We start from the raw sequence: 23,102 nt of genomic DNA on the forward strand, positions 1-23,102 counted from the left end.
TCCTCGGAGGCCGCCGTGTGCGGGAACAGCTGCGCGACGAGCAGCTTGCGCATCTGCTCGGGGCGCTCGGCCCACAGCTTCGGCAGCACCTCGAAGTACGCGTCGACGTAGCCCCTGGTCAGTTCGGCCTGCTCGCCGATGCCGAAGCCGTCGGACAGGCTCATGACCCCCTCGGGGCCGAGCTCGGTCTCCGTCAGCAGCCGCCAGGCCTCGGCCTTGTGCGCGGCGTCCGGGATGGCCGCGCGGGCTCCCAGGGCGTGGTTCCTGCCCTGGTCGGTGGCGTCGCGCTCCAGCTCCGCGTCGATCTCGGCGTCGCCGATCTCGCCCACCGAGGCCAGCCGCCGCACCAGCGACCAGCGCAGGTCCGTGTCCACGGTCAGGCCGGGTAGCTCGATCTCGCCGCCGAGCAGGCCCTTGGCGTACGCGAGCTGCTCCGGCGTGGTGGCCAGACCCGCGACGAGCTGAGCCCAGGTCAGCTGGCGGTCGCTGCCCGGCTCGGCCTCCCGCAGCAGCTCGAGGCCCGCCCCGGCCAGCTGCGCCTTGCCCGTCGGGATCCACGTCGGCTCGGCCAGGCCGCGCATCGTCCGGGTCCCGGTGGCCAGCAGCGTCTGCAGCACCGAGATCGAGTCCTCGCGCGCCATGCCCCGCGTCAGCATCTCGATGAACGCCGGGACCGAGAGCCGCGCCTGGCTCGTCATGTTCATCGCGGCGCACCAGGACAGCGCGCGCGGCAGCGACTCGGCGAACTCGCCGATCGACTCCGTCAGCGTGGCCAGCGACCGCCCGTCGAACTCGATCAGCGCGAACGACAGGTCGTCGTCGTTGAGCAGCACCAGATCCGGCTGCTTGATGCCGACGAACTCGGGCACCTCGGTGCGTGCGCCGGTCACGTCCAGCTCCACCCGGTGCGTGCGCACGAGAGCGCCGTCGACCCGGTTGTACAGGCCGATCGCGATGTGGTGCGGCCGCAGGTGCGGGTACTGCTCCGGCGCGCCCTGCAGCACCGCGAACGAGGCGTACCGGCCGTCCGCGTCGAGCTCGAACTCCGAGCCGAGCGTGTTGGGCCCCGCGGTCTCCAGCCAGGCCTTCGACCAGTCCGACAGGTCCCGGCCGGAGGCCTGCTCCAGCTTCTCGAGCAGGTCGCCGAGCGTGGCGTTGCCCCACGCGTTCTCGGCGAAGTACGCGCGCAGCCCGGCGAAGAAGTTCTCCCGCCCGACGTACGCGACCAGGGCCTTGAGCACCGAGGCGCCCTTGGCGTAGCTGATCCCGTCGAAGTTCGCGATCGCCTCGCTGAGGGTCTCCACGTCGGCCGAGATCGGGTGCGTGGACGGCAGCTGGTCCTGCGCGTAGCCCCAGGTCTTACGGCTGTTGATGAACGTCGTCCAGGCGTCCGTGAACCGGGTGGCCTCGGCCGAGGCGAAGGTGCCGGAGAACTCGGCGAAGGACTCGTTGAGCCACAGGTCGCCCCACCACTTCATGGTGACGTAGTCGCCGAACCACATGTGCGCCATCTCGTGCAGGATGACCATGGCCCGCAGCTCGTAGCGGTTGTCGGTGACCTTCGAGCGGAAGATCAGCTGCTCGCTGAAGGTGACCAGGCCCGGGTTCTCCATCGCCCCGGCCCGGAATTCGGGCACGAAGATCTGGCCGTACTTCGGATACGGGAAGTCGCAGTCGAACAGTTCGGTGAAGAAGTCCAGGCCCTGCCCGGTGATCTCGAACATCTCGGCCGGCTCGAGGTGCTCGGCCAGCGACGCGCGGGCGGCGAGCTCGAACGGGACCGCCTGGCCGCGCCGGGTGGTGTGCGAGCCGCGCACCACCGTGTACTCGCCCGCGGCGATGCAGATCAGGTACGTGGACAGCCGCTCGGTGGCCGGGAAGGTCCAGCGCGCCGCGCCTTCGGCCCCGTCGACCGGCTCCGGTTCCGGCGTCGGCGTGTTGGCCAGCACGGTCCAGTCGGCGGAGGCGGTGACCTCGAGGTGGAAGACGGCCTTGAGGTCGGGCTGCTCGAAGTTCGCGTAGATCCGCCGGGCGTCCGAGGGCTCGCAGTTCGAGTACGTGTACACCCTGCCGTCGGCCGAGTCCACGTACCGGCCGAGGCCGCCGCCGTCGGTGCTGTAGGCGCAGGAGGCGACCACCCGCAGCTCGTTGTTCTCCGCCCGCAGGCCGTCCAGCGCGATCCGGCCGTCCGCGTACGCCGCGGCGGGGTCGACCGCGCGGCCGTTGAGGGTGATCTCGTGCACCGTATCCGCGACGAGGTCGGCGTACGTCGCGGCGCCGTCGGCCGCGGCGAAGCGGATCACCGAGGTGGACCGGAAGGTCTGCTCGCCCTGGGTGAGGTCGAGCGAGACATGGTAGGTATCGACCCGCAGCAGTCGCGCCCGTTCTGCGGACTCGGTGCGGGTGATCTCTGCGATGGGCATGCACTGTTCCTTAGCCGGTCGGCGGTGTGGATACGGATGCCAGCATAGGCGCGGGGGTATTGCGTGCGCAGCTGTCAATCGACGGGTTTAGGCTCGCTCACATGAACGAATTCACGCAGCGCCCGCTCGTTGACGGCGACGCCTCCGCCTACGCCGCGCTCACCGGCGCGACGGCCGACGCCGACGGAAGCAGCCACCGAGCCGACGAGGCGGCGTTCCGCTACCACCTGAACCATCCGCTCTCCGCGTCCAGGCCGAGTTCCGGCTCTCAGTCGGGTTCCGGCTCCGGCGCGGGCTTCGAGGACTTCCAGGGCGTGTTCGACGGCGACCGCCTCGTCGCGATGGCCTGGGTGCAGCGCCAGGGGTCGGCGGAGCCCGCGCACTGGATGCAGTCGGACGGCTGCGTGCACCCCGACTACCGCGGCCGCGGCATCGGCACCCGACTCGTGCGCTGGCAGAAGGATCTCGCGCCGCGTATCCACGAGCACTACTTCCCCGGAAAGCCGCTCGAGCTGTCCGTGCGCTTGCCCGAAACCAACACCGCCGCGCACGAACTGTTCGCGCACGAGGGGTTCACCCCGATCCGCTGGACCTTCGAAATGAGCCGCCCCGCCGACGCCCCCGACCCTGACACCGAGCTACCCGAGGGGCTCGAGGTCGAGCCCTACACGCCGTCCGTCGCGGAGGAGTTGCGGCTCGCGCACAACGAGATCTTCCGCGAGCACTTCAGGGCCACGCCGTGGCCCGCCGACGCCTGGCGGGCCTGGATCTCCCAGGACAAGATCCGCCGCGATCTCAGCTTCCTGCTTCGCGACCCCGTGAACGGCGCCATCGCCGGCTACGTGATCTGCAGCCACGTCCCCGCCGACGACGACGACGACGCCGCCGCAGGCGGGCGCGACCTGCATCTGAACATCGTCGGCACCCGCCGCGAACACCGCGGCCGCGGCGTGGCCTCCGCCCTGATCGCCCACGTGGTCCGCGCGGCCCGCAAGGAGGACTTCGCCACCCAAAGCCTCGGCGTGGACGCGGAGAACTCCACCGGCGCGCTCGGCGTCTACGAGCGCAGCGGCTTCGTCGTGCGGCGAAAGTACGTGTACTACAACAGAAAGTTCGAGGCCTGATCTCAGAGGCCTACGGCCTTGTACAGGGCGCCGATCTCCTGCTGGTTCAGGTTGCGGACCTTGCCGGGGCGCTGGTCGCCGAGGGCGATCGGGCCGAAGTGGGTGCGCACGAGGCGGTTGACCGGGAAGCCGACCTCGGCGAGCAGGCGGCGCACGATGTGCTTGCGGCCCTCGTGGATGACGACCTCGACGAGGGCGTTCTTGCCGACGGCGTCGACCATCTTGAAGGAGTCGACCCGGGCGAAGCCGTCCTCCAGCTCCACGCCCTCGCGCAGCCGCTTGCCGAGGTCGCGCGGGATGACGCCCTCGACCCGGGCCAGGTACGTCTTCTGCACGCCGAAGGACGGGTGCGCGAGCCGGTTGGCGAGCTCGCCGTCGTTCATCAGCAGGATCAGGCCCTCGGTCTCGGCGTCGAGCCGGCCGACGTGGAACAGCCGCTGGCCGCGGTCGGCCACGTAGTCGCCGACGGTCTGCCGGCCCTCGGGGTCGTGCATCGCGGACAGCACGCCCTGCGGCTTGTTGAAGGCCACGTAGAAGGAGTCCGGGGCCGAGGAGATGCGCAGGCCGTCCACGTGGATGACGGCTCTCTCCGGCTTGACCCGCATGCCCTGCGAGGTCACCTTCTTGCCGTCGACCGTGACCCGGCCCATCTCGATGATCTCCTCGCACACTCTGCGGGAGCCGATGCCCGCGGCCGCGAGCACCTTCTGCAGGCGCACGCCCTCCTCGTTGGGGTCAGCGAACCCGGGCTTGCGCCGTTCCATTTCCGTGCCTCTCCAAAAGTCCAGTCAAACAGTGCGGGGCGCCGGCCGGTCAGGCGAAGTCCTCGACGTCCACGTCGGCCGCGCTCGGTAGCAGCGGAGCCAGTTCGGGCAGCTCGTCCAGCGACTTCAGGCCCATCCGCTCCAGGAAGAACCCGGTGGTCTGGTAGAGCACCGCGCCGGTCTCGTGGTCGTTGCCGTACTCCTCGACCAGGCCGCGCGCCAGCAGTGTGCGCATGACTCCGTCGCAGTTCACGCCGCGGATCGCGGAGACCTTGGACCGGCTCACCGGCTGCCGGTACGCCACGACCGCGAGCGTCTCCAGCGCAGCCTGGGTGAGCTTGGCCTGCTGGCCGTCCCGGACGAAGCGCTCGACCACCGCCGCGCACTCAGCCCGCGAGTAGACCCGCCACCCGGTGCGTTCGCCGTCGCCGCCGAGGCCCACCTCGCGCAGCTCGAAGCCGCGCCCTAGGACAGTGTATTCCTCCGCGAGCTCCGTCAGCGCCTCGGCGACCTCGGCGGTGGGCCGCTCCAGCACCTGCGCGAGGGTAACGACGCTGACCGGCTCCTCGACGACCATGAGGACCGCCTCGATGCACGTCTTAAGCGGCGGCAGCGGCACGGCGAGCTCTCCGCCGGTCAGCTGCCAGCCAGGCTCCTCGCCCGACCCATGTTCCGCAGCCGACGCCGGTTCCGCAGCCGACGCCGGTTCCGCAGCCGACTCCGGTCCCTCGGGCGACGCCGGTTCCTCGGGCGATGCCGGTTCCTCGGGCGATGCCGGTTCCGCACCCGACTCCGGTCCCTCGTGCGACGCCGGTTCCCCAGTCGACGAGTCGGCCGTCCGCTGCTGCGGGAAGCCGGGCAGCGGCGCGGACTCGCGGGTCGCGGTCTCGGGGGCGGCAGGCTCGGGGGTCGCAGGTTCGATGGTCTCGGCCTCAGTCTCGGCGGCCCCAGGCTCGGGCGCGTCCGCGGGCTCCAGTTCCGTCTCGGCGGCCTGAGGTTCGGCGGCCTCGGGTTCGGGGGCGTCCGCGGGTTCCAGTTCGGCCTTGACGGCCTCGGGTTCGGGCGCCTCTGCGGGCTCCGGTTCGGCCTCGGCGGCCTTAGGCTTGGGCGCGTCCGCAGGCTCCAGCTCGGTCTCGACGGTCTGGACCGCCTCGACAGCCTCCTTAGCCGCGCGAGCCTCCGGAACCACCACGGATTCCACGGACCCCTCGAAGTCCTCTTCGGCCGCGCGAGCCCCCGGAACGACAGGAGCCTCCTTAGCTCCGTCGCCGTCCTCGCCGTCCTCGCCGTTCCCGACTTCCTCGACGTCCGCGGATCCCTCGACGTCCTGCGGCTCCTCGGCCGCGTCAACGACCTCCGTCTCCTCGACGGCTTGCGGCTCCGCGGTCTCCTCGACGAGATCCTCGTCCGCGACCTCCGGCTCGATCCGGACTCCGCGCGCCGCCCAGAACGCGGCGCCACCGCCCAACGGCTGCTCGGTCACGTCTCGTCGTCCTCCTGATCGCTTTCTTCCGAGGTATCCCCGTCAGCCCCGTTGTTCCCGTCGTCCCTGTCATCCCCGTCGACCGGGACGGGGAGCGGGCGCACGCCGTCGCCCTCGTCGAACTCGTCGTCCACCTCGACATCGCCGTCGTCGTCGCCGGTCCAACGGACCGTCAGCTCGGCGTACGCCTCGGACTGGTCCTGGTCGAAGCCCACCGCGCGTTCGCGGAAGAGCTCGAGCAGCGCCAGGAAGCGGGCCACCACGTGCAGTGTGTCGGGGGCGTCCTCGACGAGCTGCTGGAATGTGGCGATGCGCAGCACGCGCAGCTTCTCCACCACCAGGGACGCCTGTTCGCGCACCGAGACCTGGATCTGGTGGATGTGCGCGATGGAGACGGTCGGCGGGATCTTCGGGGTCATCGCCCTGACCGCGAGCTTGGCGAACTGCTCCGGGGTGAGCGCGAGGACGAGTTCGGGCAGCAGGTCCCGGAATTCGGCGTCCAGCGGCACGGAGCGGGGGTGGCTCAGCGAGGCCTTCGCGTACCGCTCCGCGAGCACGGCCGCCACCTGCTTGTACGCCCGGTACTGCAGCAGCCGCGCGAACAGCAGGTCGCGCGCTTCCAGCAGCGCCAGGTCCTCCTCGTCCTCGACCTCGGCGGCGGGCAGCAGCCGGGCCGCCTTCAGGTCGAGCAGGGTGGCCGCGATGAGCAGGAACTCGCTGGCCGCGTCCAGGTCCCAATCAGGGCCCTGACCCCGGATGTAGGCGATGAAGTCGTCGGTCACCCGGGAGAGCGCGAGCGTGGTGACGTCCAGCTTGTGCTTGGAGATCAGCGAGAGCAGCAGGTCGAACGGGCCCTCGAACTCGGCGAGCTTGACCCGGAAGACGCTGGGGTCGAACTCCTCGGCCGCCGCGTCTGTGACGGCGTCAGCCGCAGTGCCCACGTCAGCCTCGGCGCCCTGGCCCGCGCCGAGCTCGGGCGGCACGGTATCCGCCCCCTGCACGGCGTCCTGGTCCACGGCCTCGGCCAACGTCTGCTCCACCCGATCAACTCTATTACGCGCGGGCCGTACCCTCGGCGCGCGACGCCCGGAAGATCGCGATGCTGATAGCTGCTAGTAGTCGCCGGCGAAGTCCGTTCTCAGCACCCGGACGAGGCTGGAGTCCTCGCCGTGCTCGCTGAGGTCGGCCAACACCAGGTTCACCGCCTCGCGCACGATCCGGCCGCGGTCCACGGCCAGCCCGTGCCCGGCGCGCAGCGTGATCCGCGCCTGTTCCAGGCCGACCAGCTCCTCCGGCGAGACGTAGACGGTGATCTTCTCGTCGTGCCGCTCCCGGCCGCTGGCCCGGCCGGACCGCTGGCCGCCGCCGACCGGCAGCCGGGAAGCCCCCGGCGCGCCGCGCTGCGCGGGGGGCTCGCGCAGCGCGTCCGGCTCCTCGACGTCGTCCTCGTCCTCGACCGGATCCGGCACGGCCCGCAGCCGTGCCGTGTTGCCCAGCGTCACGGGGCCGCGTCCGAACAGCTCGTCGGCCCCGGGCATCCTCACGCGACGGGGCACCGCGCGAGCACCTCCCTCGCCAGCTGGCGATACGCGGCCGCGCCGACCGAACTCGACGCGTAGGAGGTGATCGGCTCGCCGGCGACCGTGGTCTCCGGGAAGCGGACGGTGCGCCCGATGACGGTGTGGAAGACCTGATCGCCGAAGGCCTGCACCACCCGCGCCAGCACCTCCCGGCTGTGCACCGTGCGCGCGTCGTACATCGTCGCCAGGATGCCGTCGAGGTCGAGATCGGGGTTGAGCCGCTCCCGGACCTTCTCGATCGTCTCGGTCAGCAGGGCCACACCGCGCAGCGCGAAGAACTCGCACTCCAGCGGCACGATCACGCTGTTCGCCGCCGTCAGGGCATTGACGGTGAGCAGGCCGAGCGAGGGCTGGCAGTCGATGATGACGTAGTCGTACTCGCTCAGCGCGGGCTTCAGGGCCCGGGACAGCGCCGACTCCCGCGCCACCTCCGTCACCAGCTGGACCTCGGCCGCCGACAGGTCGATGTTGCTCGGCAGCAGGTCCATGCCCGGGGTGATCGTCTTGAGCAGGATGTCCTCGATCGTCACGCCCCGCTCCATGAGCAGGTTGTAGACGGTCCGGTCCAGCTCCATCGGGTTCACCCCGAGGCCCACCGAGAGCGCGCCCTGCGGGTCGAAGTCGACCAGCAGCACCTTGCGCCCGTACTCGGCCAGCGCCGCGCCCAGGTTGATGGTCGAGGTGGTCTTGCCCACGCCGCCCTTCTGGTTGCACATGGCGATGATCTTCGCCGGGCCGTGCTCCATCGCGGGCCGCGGTGCCGGGAAGCGCGGCATCGGACGGCCGGTCGGGCCGACCCGCTCGCGCCGCTGCGTCGCCGGGTCCGGGGCCAGGGTGGCCGCGTACTCCGCGTCCGGCTCTATTTCAGCATCCGGATCGAATCCGTCCTCGTAGCGCAGTTCATCGTCGATGCCGTACGGGTCATCGATCTCGACGTCGCCGGCCCACCGGCCGGCCTCGGCCTGACCGCTCGTCACCATGGTCGAATCAGTCACCTGCCGGTCATCCTCCCAGCCCCCCACTCAATCAGTCCGTCGCAGCGTGCGCTTGCGCTCGCATGCCCTAGTGTCCACCGCCCGGGGTGCAATTGTCGACCTATCGACTCGTCAATCTGACCGCGTATTGCCCAGGCTGGCCTGGGCAGACTCTAGACAATCCGGGGCAATGAGAGCAAAGAAGGGTCGCTCGTGCGGGCTAATGCACCGAGACTGTTGCTGATTTGTCGACAAGTCGCCTAGGTCGCGTCACCATCCTCGGCACGCGGAGCCGACACGCCGACGCCCACTGCGTCGTCGGATAAGCCGTTTAACGTATGCTTCAAGCCGTCTTTATCGCTCACGGAGGGGATCCAGTGTGAATCAGCGTAAGATCGCGATACCCGATCTGGTCTTCGCGGCGGCCGGTCTGCTCGCCATCATCTCGACGTTCCTGCCCTGGTGGAGCTTCTCGGAGTCGGGCGGGGACGGCAGCGTCAGCTTCACGGTCAACGGCTGGAACTCGGCCTCGGTGGGGGACGGCAACGTCGGGCGGACCATCACCGGACCGCTGGTCTGGATTCCCATGCTGCTCCTGCTGATCTTCGGCGCTCTCGCTCTCATCCGCGCGCTCGCCGCGCCGCAGCTGCTGCCCGGAAAGATCTTCTACCAGGTGGGTGCGGGCGTCGGCGGCCTCGTCACGCTGCTGGTGATCATCCGCTGGATGTCGTACTGGTCGCCGCCGAGCGGCGCCACCGGGGTCAGCTCCGGCGCGAGCTTCGGCACGTACCTGGGCCTGCTGCTCGGCCTCGCCGTGGTCGGCGTCGGCGTCTGGGCGCTCCGCCAGCCGCAGCTGATGGCCGGTCAGGGCGCCGACGCCGCGGGGGGCTTCGGCGGGTACCAGCAGCCCGGTCAGTTCGGCGGCTACCCGCAGCAGCAGTTCGGCCAGCAGCAGTACGGTCAGCCGGACCAGTTCGGCCAGCAGCCGCAGGGCTACCCGCAGCAGCAGTACGGCCAGCCGCAGCCTCAGCAGCAGCAGGGGTACCCCCAGCAGGGCCAGCAGCAGCCGCAGTACGGGCAGCCCGCGCCGCAGCAGAACTACGACTACGGCCAGCCGCAGCAGCCCCAGCAGGGCTATCCGCAGCAGCAGCAACAGCCGCAGTACGGCCAGCAGCCCGCCCAGCAGCCGAACTACGGCCAGCAGCCGCAGCCTCAGCCGCAGGGATACCCGCAGCAGGGCCAGCAGCAGTACGGCCAGCCCCCGCAGTTCGGCGGCCAGCCGCAGCAGCAGCCCCAGCAGGGCCAGCAACCCGAGCCGGGCCAGCAGCAGCCGCCGAGCTGGCAGTGATCCGGCTGAGCTCCAGCAGGGTCAGCAGCCTGAGCAGGGTCAGCAGCAGCCGCCGAGCTGGCAGTGATCCGCTGAGCCCCAGCAGGGTCAGCAGCCTGAGCCGGGTCAGCAGCAGCCGCCGACCTGGCAGTGACCCAGCTGACCCCCAGCAGGATCAGCAGCCCGAGCCGGGTCAGCAGCAGCCGCCGAGCTGGCAGTGACCCGCTCAGCCACTGATCGACTCACCCAGAAAAGCCCCGGATTCCAGTGAATCCGGGGCTTTTCGTTATCCGCTCCGTACGCCGCCGATCTGACACGCCGTCATTTCGCGGCGTGGAAAAGCTCGCTGACGGACTCTCCGTTATGGATTCGGCGCATGGCCTCGGCCAGCGCCGGGGCGATGGAGAGCACCGTCAGCTTGTCGGTCCGCTCCCCGGCCGGGACCGGCACCGTGTTCGTGCAGACGATCTCCGCCACGTCCTGCTGGTCGCTCAGCCGCTTGAGCGCGCCGGAGGCGAACAGGCCGTGCGTGCACGCGACGCGTACTGAGTTGACCTTCAGTTCGCGCAGTCGCTCCAACAGTTCGAGAACCGTGCTGCCGCGGGCGATCTCGTCGTCGAGCACGATCACGTCGCGTCCGGCCACGTCGCCGATCACCGAGCTGATCGCCACCCGGTCGTCCGCGAACCGCTCCTTCGCCCCGGCCGCCGCGGGGATCCCCAGCATCCGGCCGAACGCCGCGGCCTCCTTGATGTTGCCGAGGTCGGGGGAGACGACCACCGCGTTGCCCAGGTCGTACCGGCCGAAGTACGCGGCCAGCTCGCGCAGCGCGTGCAGATGGTCGACCGGCACGCTGAAGAACCCGTGCACCTGCGGGGAGTGCATGGCCATCGCGAGCACGCGGTTCGCCCCGGCCGTGACCAGCAGGTCGGCGACCAGCCGGGCGCCGATGGAGATGCGCGGCGCGTCCTTCTTGTCAGAGCGCGCATACGCGAAGTACGGCATCACGACGGTCGTGCGCGCGGCCGAGGCTCCGCGCGCGGCGTCCGCCATGAGCAGCAGCTCGACCAGGTTCTCCTGCACCGGCGCGACGAGCGGCTGGATCAGGAACACGTCCCGCTCCCGGCAGCTCTCCTGCAGCTGCACCTCCAGGCAGTCGGTGGAGAAGCGACTCACGCGTATCGGATGCAACGGCACGTCGAGGTGCGCGCAGACCTCAGCGGCCAGCTCGGGATGGGCACTGCCGCTGAACACGGCGATGTCACGCACGATGTCCGTCCTTCAGGTGGGGGAGCAGCTCAGCTAGATCCTCGCACGAGACAGCCCGGCTCCGCCGCACACGGAACCGGGCTGTCTCACTTGCGCCCGTGGGAGCCGCCGGCCCGGCATGCGTGCATCAGCGGCCCAGCCACCTGGGCATTTCAATGAGGTCCATCTTAAGAAAGCCGACCGTACAACTGCCTCGGAACCTCACCCGAACTCACCGCAGCCAGTCGCGCCAGCGGGCCTGCGAAAGCTAAGCCAGCAACTCGTCCAGCTTCAGGTGCTCGAGGCCGTGGGCCTCGGCCACCTGGGCGTTGGTCAGCTCGCCGTGGTGCGTGTTCAGGCCGAGGGCGAGCGCGTGGTCGGTGCGGCAGGCGTCGCGCCAGCCCTTGTCCGCCAGTTCCACCGCGTACGGCAGGGTGACGTTGGTCAGCGCGTAGGTCGAGGTGTTGGCCACCGCGCCCGGCATGTTGGCCACGCAGTAGAACACCGACTCGTGCACCTTGAAGGTCGGCTCGGCGTGCGTGGTCGGGCGCGAGTCCTCGAAGCAGCCGCCCTGGTCGATCGCGATGTCCACCAGCACCGAGCCCTGCTTCATCCGGGACACGAGCTCGTTGGTCACCAGCTTCGGCGCCTTGGCGCCCGGGATCAGCACCGCGCCGACCACCAGGTCGGCCTCCAGGCAGGCGCGCTCCAGGTTGTACTTGTTCGAGGCGATGGTCTTGACCCGGTTGCCGAAGACCTTGTCGGCCTCGCGCAGCTTGTTGATGTCCCGGTCGAGCAGGGTCACGTCGAAGCCCATGCCGATCGCGATGGTCGCCGCGTGCCAGCCGGACACGCCGGCGCCGATGACCACGCACTTGGCCGCGGCCACGCCCGGCACGCCGCCCGGCAGCACGCCGCGCCCGCCCGAGAACTTCATCAGGTTGTACGCGCCCACCTGCGGCGCGATCCGGCCGGCCACCTCGGACATCGGCGCGAGCAGCGGCAGCGCACCGTTCGGCAGCTGGACCGTCTCGTACGCGATCGCCGTGGTGCCCGCCTTGAGCAGCGCGTCGGTGCACTCCCGGGACGCGGCCAGGTGCAGGTAGGTGAACAGCGTCTGGTCCTCGCGCATCCGGTGGTACTCGGAGGCGATCGGCTCCTTGACCTTCAGGATCAGGTCGCCGGTGGCCCACACCTCGTCCGCGCTCGGCAGCAGGGTCGCCCCCGCCGCGGCGAATTCCTCGTTCGGAATGGAGGAACCGATGCCCGCGTCCGTCTCGACGTACACCTCGTGCCCGTGCTCGACGAGCTCGTGCACGCCCGCCGGGGTGATGGCCACGCGGTACTCGTGGTTCTTGACTTCTCGGGGAATTCCGACCTTCACGACGAACCGTCCAAGAGGGGGGAAGCTGGTAGGGATCTGCCCTGAGCGTAGTCCCGGAATTCGACGTTGACGTTGCGAACAAGCCTTACAGCGTGCACCGTGTTGCCAGGAAGCACCGACGCAGTGTCGGGCATTTGGCTCTTGCTTCCCAGGGAGAGACCACCCGGCGCCTTGATAGCCAAGGCGCGGGGTGGCTTTCTCCGTTGAATCTAGAAGGGTCGTGCGGGCCAGGGCGCGTCCGCGGGCCGCAGCGAGTCCCAACCACCCGGACGGGTGAGCGCCACCTGGAGGGCGCAGACCGCGGACACCATGGAGGACGTGCCGACCCGGCCGTCCAGCACCCGCTCGACCATCTCCGCGAGCGGGATCCACCGCACGACGATCCCGGCCTCCTCGCCCTGGCGGGCGAACTGCTCGCCGTCGGCCTCGGAGATGCCGCGGGCCACGAAGATCCGGGTCGCCTCGTCCGAGGTGCCCGAGGAGTTGAAGTAGTCCACCAGCACCCGCCACTCGGCGGCCTGCAGGTGCGCCTCCTCGTACAGTTCCCGCTCGGCCGCCGCCAGCGGGGGCTCGCCGGGCTGGTCAAGCAGGCCGGCCGGCAGCTCCCAGAGCAGCCGGCGCACCGGGTGCCGGTACTGACGCAGCGTCAGCATCCGGCCGTCCTCGTCCAGCACGATCACCCCGACCGCGCCGTGGTGCGTCGTGTACTGCCGCCGCGCCTCGGTGCCGTCGACCATCCGGACCAGGTCCTCGTGGTACGCGCTGATCCCGCCCTCGGCCAGCACCCGGCTCTTGAGCACCGGCCAGGACTCCGGCGTGTCCTCGATCTCGAATTCGGGTTCCGTCATGAATCGGTATTCTGCCGCTCGACCGCGGCCGCGATCAGCCCGGCGAACAGCGGGTGCGGCCGGGTCGGCCGGGAACGCAGCTCCGGGTGAGCCTGGGTGGCCACGAAGTACGGGTGCGTCGCGCGCGGCAGCTCGATGAACTCCACCAGGCGCCCGTCCGGCGAGGTGCCGGAGAAGACCAGGCCGCCCTTCGCGATCTGCTCGCGGTACTTGTTGTTCACCTCGTAGCGGTGCCGGTGCCGCTCCTCGATCTTGGCCAGGCCGCCGTACGTCTCGCGCACCAGCGAGCCCTCCGCGAGCAGCGCCGGGTACAGGCCCAGCCGCATCGTGCCGCCGAGGTCGCCGCCGGCGATGATGTCCACCTGGTCGGCCATCGTGGAGATCACCGGGTGCTCGGTGTTCTCGTCGAACTCGGCCGAGTTGGCGCCCTCGATCCCGGCCAGGTGCCGGGCGCTCTCGATCACCATGCACTGCAGCCCGAGGCACAGGCCGAGGATCGGGATCAGGTTCTCCCGCGCGTACCGCGCCGCGTTGATCTTGCCCTCGATGCCGCGCACGCCGAAGCCGCCCGGGATGCAGACGGCGTCGGCGCCCGCCAGCGCCTCCCGGGCGCCCTCGTCGGTGTCGCAGTCGTCCGAGGGCACCCACCTGATGTTCACCCGGGTGCGGTTCGCGAAGCCGCCCGCGCGCAGCGCCTCGGTGACCGAGAGGTAGGCGTCCGGCAGGTCGATGTACTTGCCCACCAGCGCGACCGTGACCTCCTGCTCCGGGTTGTGCACCCGGCGCAGCAGCTCGTCCCAGACCTTCCAGTCCACGTCGCGGAACGGCAGGTCGAGGCGGCGCACCACGTAGGCGTCCAGGCCCTCGGCGTGCAGCACCTTCGGGATGTCGTAGATGGACGGGGCGTCGGCCGCGGTGGCCACCGCCTCCTCGTCCACGTCGCACATCAGCGAGATCTTGCGCTTGACCGAGTCCGGGATCGGCCGGTCCGCGCGGCACACGATCGCGTCCGGCTGGATGCCGATGGAGCGCAGCGCGGCCACCGAGTGCTGCGTCGGCTTGGTCTTCAGCTCGCCGGACGGGCCGATGTACGGCACCAGCGAGACGTGCAGGAAGAAGCAGTTGGCGCGGCCGATCTCGTGCCGCACCTGCCGGGCCGCCTCGAGGAAGGGCAGCGACTCGATGTCGCCGACCGTGCCGCCCACCTCGGTGATCACGATGTCGACGTCCGCGCCGTCCATCGCCATGATCCGGGACTTGATCTCGTTGGTGATGTGCGGGATGACCTGCACCGTGTCACCCAGGTACTCGCCGCGCCGCTCCTTGGCGATCACCGAGGAGTAGATCTGGCCGGTGGTCACGTTCGCCGAGCCGTGCAGGTCGGTGTCGAGGAAGCGTTCGTAGTGGCCGATGTCGAGGTCCGTCTCGGCGCCGTCGTCGGTGACGAAGACCTCGCCGTGCTGGAACGGGTTCATCGTGCCGGGGTCGACGTTGAGGTACGGGTCCAGCTTCTGCATGGTCACCCGCAGGCCGCGGGCCTTGAGCAGCGCGCCGAGGCTGGAGGCCGTCAGGCCCTTTCCCAGCGAGGAGGCGACACCGCCGGTGACGAAGAGGTGCTTGGTTCTGCTCGACACTGCCAAAGCGGGGCTCCCGTGGGTCGTGAGGATTGGCCGGAAACAGGGGGGACGGCCTCGTCGTCCACGGGCTACCAGCTTATCAGCGAATGCCTGCCTGTCCGTCAGCCGGTGGACCCGCCCGCGGTCTCGTCCGGGTGACGTTTCGCGCAGCTCCGTCGGTTGGCGGCGTGAGCCGCGGCGCCGATAGGCTGATCCGCAAACAATCCTGCAGGGAGGTGCGGCGGTGGCGGTGCGCGCGGTGCGCGGTGCGGTCCAGGTGGACGCGGACGAGCGCGAACTCGTGCTGAAGGCGACGAGCGAGCTGGTCACGGCCCTGTTCGAGGCCAACGCGCTGACTCCCGAGGACGTCATCTCCATGGTCTTCACCGCGACCCCCGACCTGACCAGCGAGTTCCCCGCGCTGGCGGCGCGCGAGCTGGGCCTGGCCGACACCCCGCTGCTGTGCGCCACCGAGATCGCCAAGGCGGGCGCGATGCCCCGCGTGGTGCGCATCCTCGCGCACGTCGAGACGATGCGCGCCAAGCAGGAGGTGCGGCACGTCTACCTGGGCGGGGCCGCGGCGCTGCGAAGGGATATCGCGCAATGAAGACGGCAGTCGTCCTGGGCACCGGCCTGATCGGCACGTCGGTCGCCCTCGCGTTGTCCCGGCACGGCGTGCTCGTGCTGCTCGAGGACCGCGATCCGGACGCGGCGCGCACCGCGGCCTCGCTCGGCGCGGGGACCGTGCTCGTGCCCGAGGGCCCGGGGGAGCCGGTCGACCTGGCGATCCTGGCCGTGCCCCCGGCGCACGTCGCGCGCACCCTCGGCGAGGCGCAGGCGCGCGGACTGGCCCGCGCGTACACCGACGTGTGCTCGGTGAAGTCGGGCCCGGCGGCGGAGGCGGCCGCGCTCGGCCTGGACCTGACCGCGTACATCGGCGGCCATCCGCTGGCGGGCCGGGAGAAGTCGGGCCCGCTGGCCGCGCGCCCCGATCTGTTCGAGGGCCGGCCGTGGGTGCTGACGCCCGCTCAGAACACCCGGCGCGACGTGCTGAACCGCGCGCTCGAGCTGATCTCGCTGTGCGGCGCCGTGCCGGTCGTGATGGATCCGGTCGAGCACGACCACGCCGTCGCCCTGATCTCGCACGCCCCGCACCTGGTCTCCGCGCTGATGGCGGCCCGGCTCGAGCACGCCAGCGAGGAGGCCGCGCGGATCGCCGGCCAAGGCGTGCGCGACGTGACCCGCATCGCGGCCGGGGACCCGGCGCTGTGGCGGGAGATCCTGACCGCGAACGCCGGCGCCGTCGCCGAGGTGCTCGAGGACTACGCCGGGGACCTCGCGGCGGTGATCGGCTCGCTGCGCGCGCTCGCGAAGGAGCCGGCCGGGCCCGCGGGCGACGCGGCGACCGGGGAGCTCGTCGACCGGCTGCGGCGCGGGAACGCCGGCCAGGCCAGGATCCCGGGCAAGCACGGCGCGCCGCGTGCCGCGTACGCCACGGTCCCGGTCGTGATCGGCGACGCGCCCGGCGAGCTCGCGCGGCTGTTCGCGGCGGTGGGCGCGCTGCGGGTGAACATCGAGGACCTGGCGATGGAGCACTCGCCCGGCCAGAACGTCGGCCTGGTGACCCTGTACGTCGCGCCGGAGGCCGCGTCGGGTCTGGCCGTGCAGCTGACCGAGCGCGGCTGGACCGTGCAGAACTGACCGTGCGGAGCCAACTGCGCGGAACTGACCGTGCGGTACCGAATGCCTGACCGAGTAATGACAGCGTATTGACAGAGTTTCACAGCCAGGAGTGGGGAGCGCCGGTGTCGCAGTTCAGGCCGTCGGGCCAGGGGATCGTCGTCGCGATCGACGGACCGTCCGGCTCCGGGAAGTCGAGCACCTCCCGGGGCGTGGCCGCCGACCTGGGCCTGCGCTATCTCGACACCGGCGCCCAGTACCGCGCGCTGACCTGGTGGATGCTGGAGCACGGCGTGGACCTCGACGACCCCGAGGCGATCGCCGCGGCGAGCCTGTGGCCGCGCCTCGATTCCGGCACCGACCCGGAGGCGCCGACGATGACGGTCGACGGACGCCGGGTGGAACGGGAGATCCGCGGCGAGGCGGTGACCGACGCCGTCTCCCGCGTGGCCGGGGTGCCGACCGTGCGCACCCGGCTGATCGAGTCGCAGCGCGAGTACATCCGCGCGGCGCTCGCCGAGGGGCCGGGCATCGTGGCCGAGGGCCGGGACATCGCCGAGGTGGTGTGGCCGGACGCGCAGACCAAGATCTATCTGACGGCGGATCAGGCCGTGCGCGCCGCCCGGCGAGGGGCGGAGAACGGTGCGCAGGACGTCATCCGCACCCAGGCTGACCTGGCACGACGTGATGCCGAGGACGCGCTCACCACCCGCCCGCTGGACGCCGCCGCCGGAGCCGTCGTGGTGGACGGGACGCACCTGAGCCTGGCCGACGTCATCGGCAGGATCGTCGCCATCGCGAAGGCCTCCGCGTAGCCGTAAAGGGTGGGCCTCGCTTTACGGCACAATAGGAGGGTTACACACTCCTGCCGGTGAGGACCTCCCCATGTACGACGACGACGCCGAGTTCGATCTCGACGCCCCCTTCGACCCGAGCGAGTTCGTCGACGAGTACGGGAACGCCGAGCCCATCGACCTGTCCGTCGAGGGCGCCGCGGAATCCGGCCCCGACGGCGGCCCGCTGCCCGTGCTGGCCATCGTCGGCCGCCCCAACGTGGGCAAGTCCACCCTGGTCAACCGGATCCTCGGCCGCCGCGAGGCGGTCGTGCAGGACGTGCCGGGCGTCACCCGCGACCGGGTGTCCTACGAGGCCAACTGGTCCGGCCGCCGCTTCATGGTGATGGACACCGGCGGCTGGGAGGTCGACGTCGACGGCCTGGACAAGCGCGTCGCCGAGCAGGCGGAGATCGCCGTCGAACTGGCGGACGCCGTGCTGTTCGTGGTGGACGCGACCGTCGGCATGACGGACACCGACGAGGCCTTCGTCCGCGTGCTGCGCCGCGGCAAGAAGCCGGTCGTGCTGGTCGCGAACAAGGTGGACAACCCGCAGCTCGAGGCCGAGGCCGCCACGCTGTGGTCGCTCGGCCTCGGCGAGCCGCACCCGGTCTCGGCGATGCACGGCCGCGGCGCCGGCGACCTGCTCGACGCGATCTTCCAGGCGCTGCCCGCGCAGCCGCCCGCCGAGACGTACGGCACCCCGCTCGGCGGCCCGCGCCGGGTGGCGCTGGTCGGCAAGCCCAACGTCGGCAAGTCCTCGCTGCTCAACCGCCTCGCCGGCGAGGACCGCGTGGTCGTGGACGCGACCGCCGGCACCACGCGCGACCCGGTGGACGAGCTGATCCAGCTCGGCGGCAAGACCTGGCGCTTCGTCGACACCGCGGGCATCCGCCGCCGCGTCAACCAGACGTACGGCGCCGACTACTACGCCTCCCTGCGCACCGCGGCCGCGATCGAGAAGGCCGAGGTCGCGGTGGTGCTGATCGACGTCAGCGAGACCCTCGCCGAGCAGGACCTGCGGATCATCTCCAAGGTCGCCGAGTCCGGCCGCGCGCTCGTCGTCGCCTACAACAAGTGGGACAAGCTCGACGAGGAGCGCCGCTACTACCTCGAGCGCGAGATCGAGCAGGAGCTCGTCCAGGTGCAGTGGGCCCCCCGGGTCAACATCTCCGCAAGCACCGGACGGCACGTCGACAAGCTCGTCCCCGCCATCGAGGCGGCGCTCGACGGCTGGGAGACCCGCATCTCCACGGGCAAGCTCAACGCCTTCCTCGGCACCCTCGTCGCCGAGCACCCGCACCCGGTCCGCAGCGGCAAGCAGCCGCGCGTCCTCTTCGGCACCCAGCCCTCGGCCAAGCCGCCGCGCTTCGTGCTGTTCGCCTCCGGCTTCCTCGAGGCCGGCTACCGCCGCTTCATCGAGCGCCGGCTCCGCGAGGAGTTCGGCTTCGTCGGCACCCCGATCGAGATCTCGGTCCGCGTGCGCGAGAAGCGCGGCAACCGGGCGAAGAAGTAGCGGCGGATATCGGGGTCAGAGGTGGTGCTCCCAGGCGTAGCCCAGGAGCATCACGTTGTTGACGTCCCGTGAGAGCCCGTTGTCGCTCTCGGATTCGCGAGTGCGTATGGCCGGACACTACCCGTTCCGCGGAGACCTGAGACCGGCCAGCGCGGGCGAGGGGCCGAGCGCCTCCAGATATCGGCTCCCCTGCTTCATGTAGCCACGCGGGTTCGCGTCCAGGAACCTGGCCCAGTGCGGCTGCTCGCGCGATTCCACTTCGCCGCGCAGCCACGAACAGCAGGCCAGTGCGTAGCCGAACATCGGCACGTTCATGTATCCCAGCCTCCTGGTCCGCCACCCGGAGGGGGAGGACTCGAAGCTGAACGCCGCGTTCGCGGTGAAGACACCGAAGCCGGTGAAGACGGTGAGCAGATCGGTCAGCGGCTCATGGTCCTTGCCGTCGGCGCCGGGCACACCGCCCCGGCCGAGCAGGAGTTCGTGGCAGAACTCGTGCGCCGCGACGGCGACCAGCCGCGACTGATCGCCGGCCTCAAGGGGATCGATGCGGATGTAGCCCCGCTCACCGCGCTGCTGGTAGTGGCCCGCGACGACCGTGCGCCGACCCGGCTGCAGCAACATCGCATCCAGGTCGCCGGACGCCTCGTTCACGGCCAACTCGACCTCGACCCGGTCCGCGTCGATCCCCAGCAGCACCCTGACCCGGTCCACGACCCGCAGTACATCCGGGCCGGCGCCGAGGTAGGGATCGGGGAAGAACTCGGTCGTCGGCTCGACCACCCGGCTGCGCAGCGGCAGGTCCCCCACCCGTTCGACACACCAGGCCAGCATCTTCTCGATCCACGCCTGCTCGCGCGGCGGGACCGGGCAGCGCGGTGAAAGCAGTGGCACGCCGACCTCCGTCCAGGCCCGTCCGAGGTCGTCACCGGCCCCGGCGTCTCCTTCGTTCGCTGTGGTGGACATTATGGATTGCGCCGCGATGACGACGGTAGATGTCGTCGGACCTGCTCCGGACCCGCTCCGGACTGACTAAATGTTCTTATGCATGGACATCGACGTCACCGTATAGCCGCTACGGCGATAGAGCGCGATCGCCGCCTCGTTGTCCCCGACGACGTTCAGGGCCAGCGCCGCCTTGCCTTCACGGGCGACGAGCTGCTCGGCGGCCGCGAGGATGGCGGAGCCGTACCCGCGGCGGCGGAACGGCTCGAAGACGTTGATGTCGTACAGCAACGCGGCGTTCGACGTACCCGAAGTCTGGGCGGGATCCGGGCCGATCCACGCGTTGCCCACCGCCTCGCCCGCTTCGTTCTGCGCCGTCACGAGGTGATGTCCCGCTGTGTCGGGTCCGTCAGGCAGGTACCTCGCCGTGCCACGTCGGACCCGCTCCTGTGCCAGGTCTTGGGGCATCAACCTGCTGAGCACGCGGACCGACTCGGCCTCACGGTGCTCGGTCGCGGCGCGATACTCCGCCGGCGTCATCTTCCGCAGGGTCACGTTCTGCATGCTCACACCCTATTCGTGATCTGCCACCGGCCATAGTTCTGCCTGATCTAGTCAGAAATGGCGGTCAATCAGTTCCGGAACCCGCACTCCGGTCTTGACTTAAATCTAGGGTCGGCAGAACATGTGTGCTGCGTCACAGGCAATGAGGCCGATTCGATGGAGGCATTGTGCTCGTACTACCCACACTCCGACGGCGAACGAGGCTGTTGGTCGCGTGTCTGATGGCGGTGGCGATCGCGGTGCTGGCCCTCGGCGCCGCGCCGACGACGGCAGTTGCGGCGACGTCATTGCCCTGCGATATCTACTCGTCCGGCGGCACGCCGTGCGAGGCGGCGTACAGCACAACCCGCGCGCTGTACGCCTCCTATGACGGGCCGCTGTACCAAATTCAGCGCGCTTCGGACAACAGCACCCTGAACATAGGACTGGGGTCCACGGGCGGCGTGGCCAACTCCGCGCCGCAGGTCTCGTTCTGCTCCGGGACGACCTGCACCATCACCCGGCTCTACGACCAGACCGCGAACGGCAACAACCTGCCGATCTCGCCCGGCAAGTCCTGTTCCGGCTGCTCGAACGGGCTCGGAGGGCCCGGGGCCAACGGCTCGGACATCGGGGCGAACGCGATGGCGCTGCCCGTGACCGTCGGCGGCCAACCGGCCTACGGCGTGGCCGTCGACAACGTGGGCACCGGATACCGCGACAACGCCGCCGAGAACGTGCCCACCGGCTCGCAGCCCGAGGGCATCTACATGCTGAGTTCGTCCAACCTCACCAGCGGAAGTTGCTGTTTCGACTTCGGCTCGGCCGAGACCAATGACAGCGACGACGGCAATTCGACCATGAACGCGATCTACTACGGAACCGCATGTTGGACCGGGGGATGCTCCGGCCCGGGCCCCTGGGTCGGCGGCGATCTCGAGAACGGCATGTACTTCAGCGACACCGGCCCCAACCCGTCCAGCATCCCCAGCGAGACCGGCTCGTTCATGACCGCGTGGGAGAAGAACAACGGCACCACCGACTTCACCCTCAAGTACGGCAACGGCCAGTCGGGCGGTCTGACTCAGGCCTACTCGGGTGCGCTGCCCAACGGCTACAACCCGATGCAGGTGCAGCCGTCCATCGAACTGGGCACCGGCGGCGACAACAGCGATCTGGGCAAGGGTGAGTTCTTCGAAGGCGCCGTCACGGCCGGCTTCCCCTCCGACGCCACCGAGAACGCCGTGCAGGCCAGTGTCGTCGCGGCGGGCTACACCAACAACACCACCGCGTTCTCGACCAGCGTCTCCGTCGTGAGCCTGAAGGCGCACGCCAACGGCAACTACGTGGACGCGGCGAACAGCGCGACCTCGCTGATCGCGGACTCGGCCTCGAACGGCAAGGCCGACGAGTTCGAAATGGTCACCGGCCCCGACGGAACGGTCAACCTGAAGTCGCTCAACGACGGCGACTGGGTCACCGCCGAGAGCGACGGCGCGTCGCCGCTGATCGCCAACCGCGGCGGGGTCGGCAACTGGAAGGTGTTCGGGCTGATCCATAACGCGGACGGCAGCGTCAGCTTCCGCTCGTATACCAACCAGAACATCGTCACCGCGGACAACGCGGGTGCGTCGCCGCTGATCGCCAACCGGACGGCGATCGGGCCGTGGGAGGAGTTCGACCTCGTCCCCGACACCGTCCCGGTCAGCTTCCGTGCGCATGCGAACAATGACATCGTCACGGCGGACAACGCCGGCGCTGCGCCGCTGATCGCGAACCGCACGGCGATCGGTCCGTGGGAGACCTTCGACCTCATCCCCAACTCGGATGGCAGCGTGAGCCTGCGTGCGCATGCGAACAATGACATCGTGACCGCGGACAACGCGGGTGCTGCGCCGCTGATCGCGAACCGGACGGCGATCGGTCCCTGGGAGGAGTTCGACCTCATCGCCAACGGCAATGGGAGCGTCAGTCTCCGTGCTCACGCGAACAACGACATCGTCACCACGCCCAGCAGCGGTGCCTCGCCACTGATCGCCAGCCAGACATCGATCGCCACAGCGTCGGAGCAGTTCGACCTCGACTTCGACTGATCGACACGGGCGGCGTTCCGAGGACCGGGACGCCGCCCACACGTGTCAGGCAACTGCGAAGTGAAGTGAATCAGTACCCGATCGTGAACCGCTCGCCGATGTGGGCGCCGGACTCGGCCTCGTCGACCAGGGCCACGGCGAAATCCTCGGCCGAGATGAAGCTCTTGCCCTCGGCGTCGCTGATGAGCCCGTTGTCGCCGAGGCGGAACGTGCCGGTGCGCTCGCCGGGGGCGATGACGGCGGCGGGGCTGAGGTAGGCCCACTTCACGTCGGTCACGCCGCGCAGCCAGCCGAGCAGTTCGGCGTGCGCGAGGGCCTCGCCCTTGTGGGCGTCCGGGAATTCGGGCTGGTCGACCAGGCGCTGACCGGGGGCGACCTCGAGGCTGCCGGCGCCGCCGACGATCACCACGGGCGGGGCGTCCTCGCCGAGCGCGCGCAGTCCCTCGATCAGGCTCTCGCCGACCTTCTGGTACGCGGCCGTCTGGTCCAGGCCGGGACCTCGCTGCGACACGGCGGCGATGACGGTGTCCGCGTCTTCGGCCACACGGGTGACGGTCGCCGGGTCGGTGACATCGCCCGCGTGCACCGTGAGCTTCTCGCCCTTCGCGGTGACCTTCGCCGGGTCACGGACCACGGCCGTCACCTCGTGACCCCGGCCGAGCGCCTCGGTCAGCGTGCGCTGACCGATCATTCCGCTGGCTCCGAACAGCACTACCTTCGCCAT

Annotated in this window: 20 protein-coding genes; 7 read left to right on the top strand and 13 right to left on the bottom strand. The window is 70.2% G+C overall.

Annotation, left to right across the window (positions count from 1 at the left end; translation table 11 throughout):
• On the bottom strand, nt 1-2,423 hold a 2,423-nt coding region (pepN, locus tag VG296_RS29430; protein WP_325571702.1), incomplete at its 3' end, for an aminopeptidase N.
• 101 nt (nt 2,424-2,524) lie between these two features.
• Between pepN and VG296_RS29435 the strand changes: the two genes are divergently transcribed.
• Nucleotides 2,525-3,547 carry a GNAT family N-acetyltransferase gene (locus VG296_RS29435; RefSeq protein ID WP_325571704.1) on the top strand — a complete coding sequence of 341 codons (1,023 nt, stop codon included), beginning with the start codon at nt 2,525-2,527 and terminating at the stop codon, nt 3,545-3,547.
• 2 nt (nt 3,548-3,549) lie between these two features.
• Here the strand turns inward: VG296_RS29435 and VG296_RS29440 are convergent, their stop codons facing one another.
• From VG296_RS29440 to VG296_RS29460, 5 genes are all read right to left on the bottom strand, one after another.
• Nucleotides 3,550-4,311 (bottom strand): pseudouridine synthase, encoded by a 762-nt coding sequence (locus VG296_RS29440; protein ID WP_325571706.1) that lies wholly within the window; start codon nt 4,309-4,311, stop codon nt 3,550-3,552.
• A 49-nt stretch (nt 4,312-4,360) separates the two neighbouring features.
• Entirely contained in the window at nt 4,361-5,794 is a 1,434-nt protein-coding gene (gene scpB, locus VG296_RS33325) for an SMC-Scp complex subunit ScpB (RefSeq protein ID WP_325571708.1), read from the bottom strand.
• Nucleotides 5,791-6,834: a segregation and condensation protein A gene (locus tag VG296_RS29450; protein WP_325571710.1), complete on the bottom strand. Its 1,044-nt coding sequence runs from the start codon at nt 6,832-6,834 to the stop codon at nt 5,791-5,793. The genes scpB and VG296_RS29450 overlap by 4 nt, the downstream gene beginning before the upstream one ends.
• A 72-nt stretch (nt 6,835-6,906) precedes the next feature.
• A complete protein-coding gene (locus tag VG296_RS29455) occupies nt 6,907-7,332 on the bottom strand; it encodes a cobyrinic acid a,c-diamide synthase (protein ID WP_325571775.1) in 426 nt (141 codons plus the stop codon).
• Between the two features lie 2 nt (nt 7,333-7,334).
• Nucleotides 7,335-8,354, bottom strand: coding sequence for a ParA family protein (locus VG296_RS29460; protein ID WP_414641150.1), 1,020 nt, complete (start codon nt 8,352-8,354; stop codon nt 7,335-7,337).
• A gap of 373 nt (nt 8,355-8,727) precedes the next feature.
• On the opposite strand from VG296_RS29460, the gene VG296_RS29465 reads away from it, so the two are divergent.
• A complete protein-coding gene (locus VG296_RS29465; protein ID WP_325571712.1) occupies nt 8,728-9,696 on the top strand; it encodes a hypothetical protein in 969 nt (322 codons plus the stop codon).
• Nucleotides 9,697-9,996: 300 nt separating this feature from the next.
• Here VG296_RS29465 and VG296_RS29470 read toward each other — a convergent pair whose 3' ends face one another.
• The 4 genes from VG296_RS29470 to VG296_RS29485 form a co-directional block, all read right to left on the bottom strand.
• Nucleotides 9,997-10,944 (bottom strand): ribose-phosphate pyrophosphokinase, encoded by a 948-nt coding sequence (locus VG296_RS29470; protein ID WP_325571714.1) that lies wholly within the window; start codon nt 10,942-10,944, stop codon nt 9,997-9,999.
• Between the two features lie 247 nt (nt 10,945-11,191).
• Nucleotides 11,192-12,307: an alanine dehydrogenase gene (gene ald, locus VG296_RS29475; protein ID WP_325571716.1), complete on the bottom strand. Its 1,116-nt coding sequence runs from the start codon at nt 12,305-12,307 to the stop codon at nt 11,192-11,194.
• Between the two features lie 209 nt (nt 12,308-12,516).
• Nucleotides 12,517-13,155, bottom strand: a complete 639-nt coding sequence (locus VG296_RS29480; RefSeq protein WP_325571718.1) for an NUDIX hydrolase — start codon at nt 13,153-13,155, stop codon at nt 12,517-12,519.
• Nucleotides 13,152-14,789: a CTP synthase gene (locus VG296_RS29485; protein WP_325571720.1), complete on the bottom strand. Its 1,638-nt coding sequence runs from the start codon at nt 14,787-14,789 to the stop codon at nt 13,152-13,154. Before VG296_RS29485 ends, VG296_RS29480 begins: the two co-directional genes overlap by 4 nt.
• A gap of 226 nt (nt 14,790-15,015) precedes the next feature.
• On the opposite strand from VG296_RS29485, the gene aroH reads away from it, so the two are divergent.
• The 4 genes from aroH to der all read left to right on the top strand — a co-directional run bounded on the left by aroH (nt 15,016) and on the right by der (nt 18,800).
• Complete coding sequence (aroH, locus tag VG296_RS29490) at nt 15,016-15,378, top strand: chorismate mutase (protein ID WP_325571722.1); 363 nt, start codon at nt 15,016-15,018, stop codon at nt 15,376-15,378.
• Nucleotides 15,375-16,472, top strand: a complete 1,098-nt coding sequence (locus VG296_RS29495; RefSeq protein ID WP_325571725.1) for a prephenate dehydrogenase — start codon at nt 15,375-15,377, stop codon at nt 16,470-16,472. The genes aroH and VG296_RS29495 overlap by 4 nt, the downstream gene beginning before the upstream one ends.
• 104 nt (nt 16,473-16,576) lie before the next feature.
• Nucleotides 16,577-17,266, top strand: a complete 690-nt coding sequence (cmk, locus tag VG296_RS29500; RefSeq protein WP_325571727.1) for a (d)CMP kinase — start codon at nt 16,577-16,579, stop codon at nt 17,264-17,266.
• A gap of 70 nt (nt 17,267-17,336) precedes the next feature.
• On the top strand, nt 17,337-18,800 hold the full coding sequence (der, locus tag VG296_RS29505) for a ribosome biogenesis GTPase Der (protein ID WP_325571729.1): 1,464 nt from the start codon (nt 17,337-17,339) through the stop codon (nt 18,798-18,800).
• 117 nt (nt 18,801-18,917) lie between these two features.
• On the opposite strand, the gene VG296_RS29510 is transcribed toward der, so the two are convergent.
• Both VG296_RS29510 and VG296_RS29515 read right to left on the bottom strand, forming a co-directional pair.
• Nucleotides 18,918-19,691, bottom strand: a complete 774-nt coding sequence (locus tag VG296_RS29510; protein WP_325571731.1) for a hypothetical protein — start codon at nt 19,689-19,691, stop codon at nt 18,918-18,920.
• 138 nt (nt 19,692-19,829) lie between these two features.
• The gene (locus VG296_RS29515) at nt 19,830-20,306 is read right to left on the bottom strand and encodes a GNAT family N-acetyltransferase (protein WP_325571733.1); all 477 of its coding nucleotides are present in this window, start codon (nt 20,304-20,306) and stop codon (nt 19,830-19,832) included.
• A 221-nt stretch (nt 20,307-20,527) separates the two neighbouring features.
• Between VG296_RS29515 and VG296_RS29520 the strand changes: the two genes are divergently transcribed.
• Nucleotides 20,528-22,378, top strand: a complete 1,851-nt coding sequence (locus VG296_RS29520; RefSeq protein WP_325571735.1) for an arabinofuranosidase catalytic domain-containing protein — start codon at nt 20,528-20,530, stop codon at nt 22,376-22,378.
• Between the two features lie 70 nt (nt 22,379-22,448).
• Here VG296_RS29520 and VG296_RS29525 read toward each other — a convergent pair whose 3' ends face one another.
• Nucleotides 22,449-23,102: an NAD(P)-dependent oxidoreductase gene (locus VG296_RS29525; RefSeq protein ID WP_325571737.1), complete on the bottom strand. Its 654-nt coding sequence runs from the start codon at nt 23,100-23,102 to the stop codon at nt 22,449-22,451.

Origin of the sequence: Actinospica sp. (assembly GCF_035552695.1) — a bacterium.
In the GTDB taxonomy this organism is placed as follows: domain Bacteria; phylum Actinomycetota; class Actinomycetes; order Streptomycetales; family Catenulisporaceae; genus Actinospica.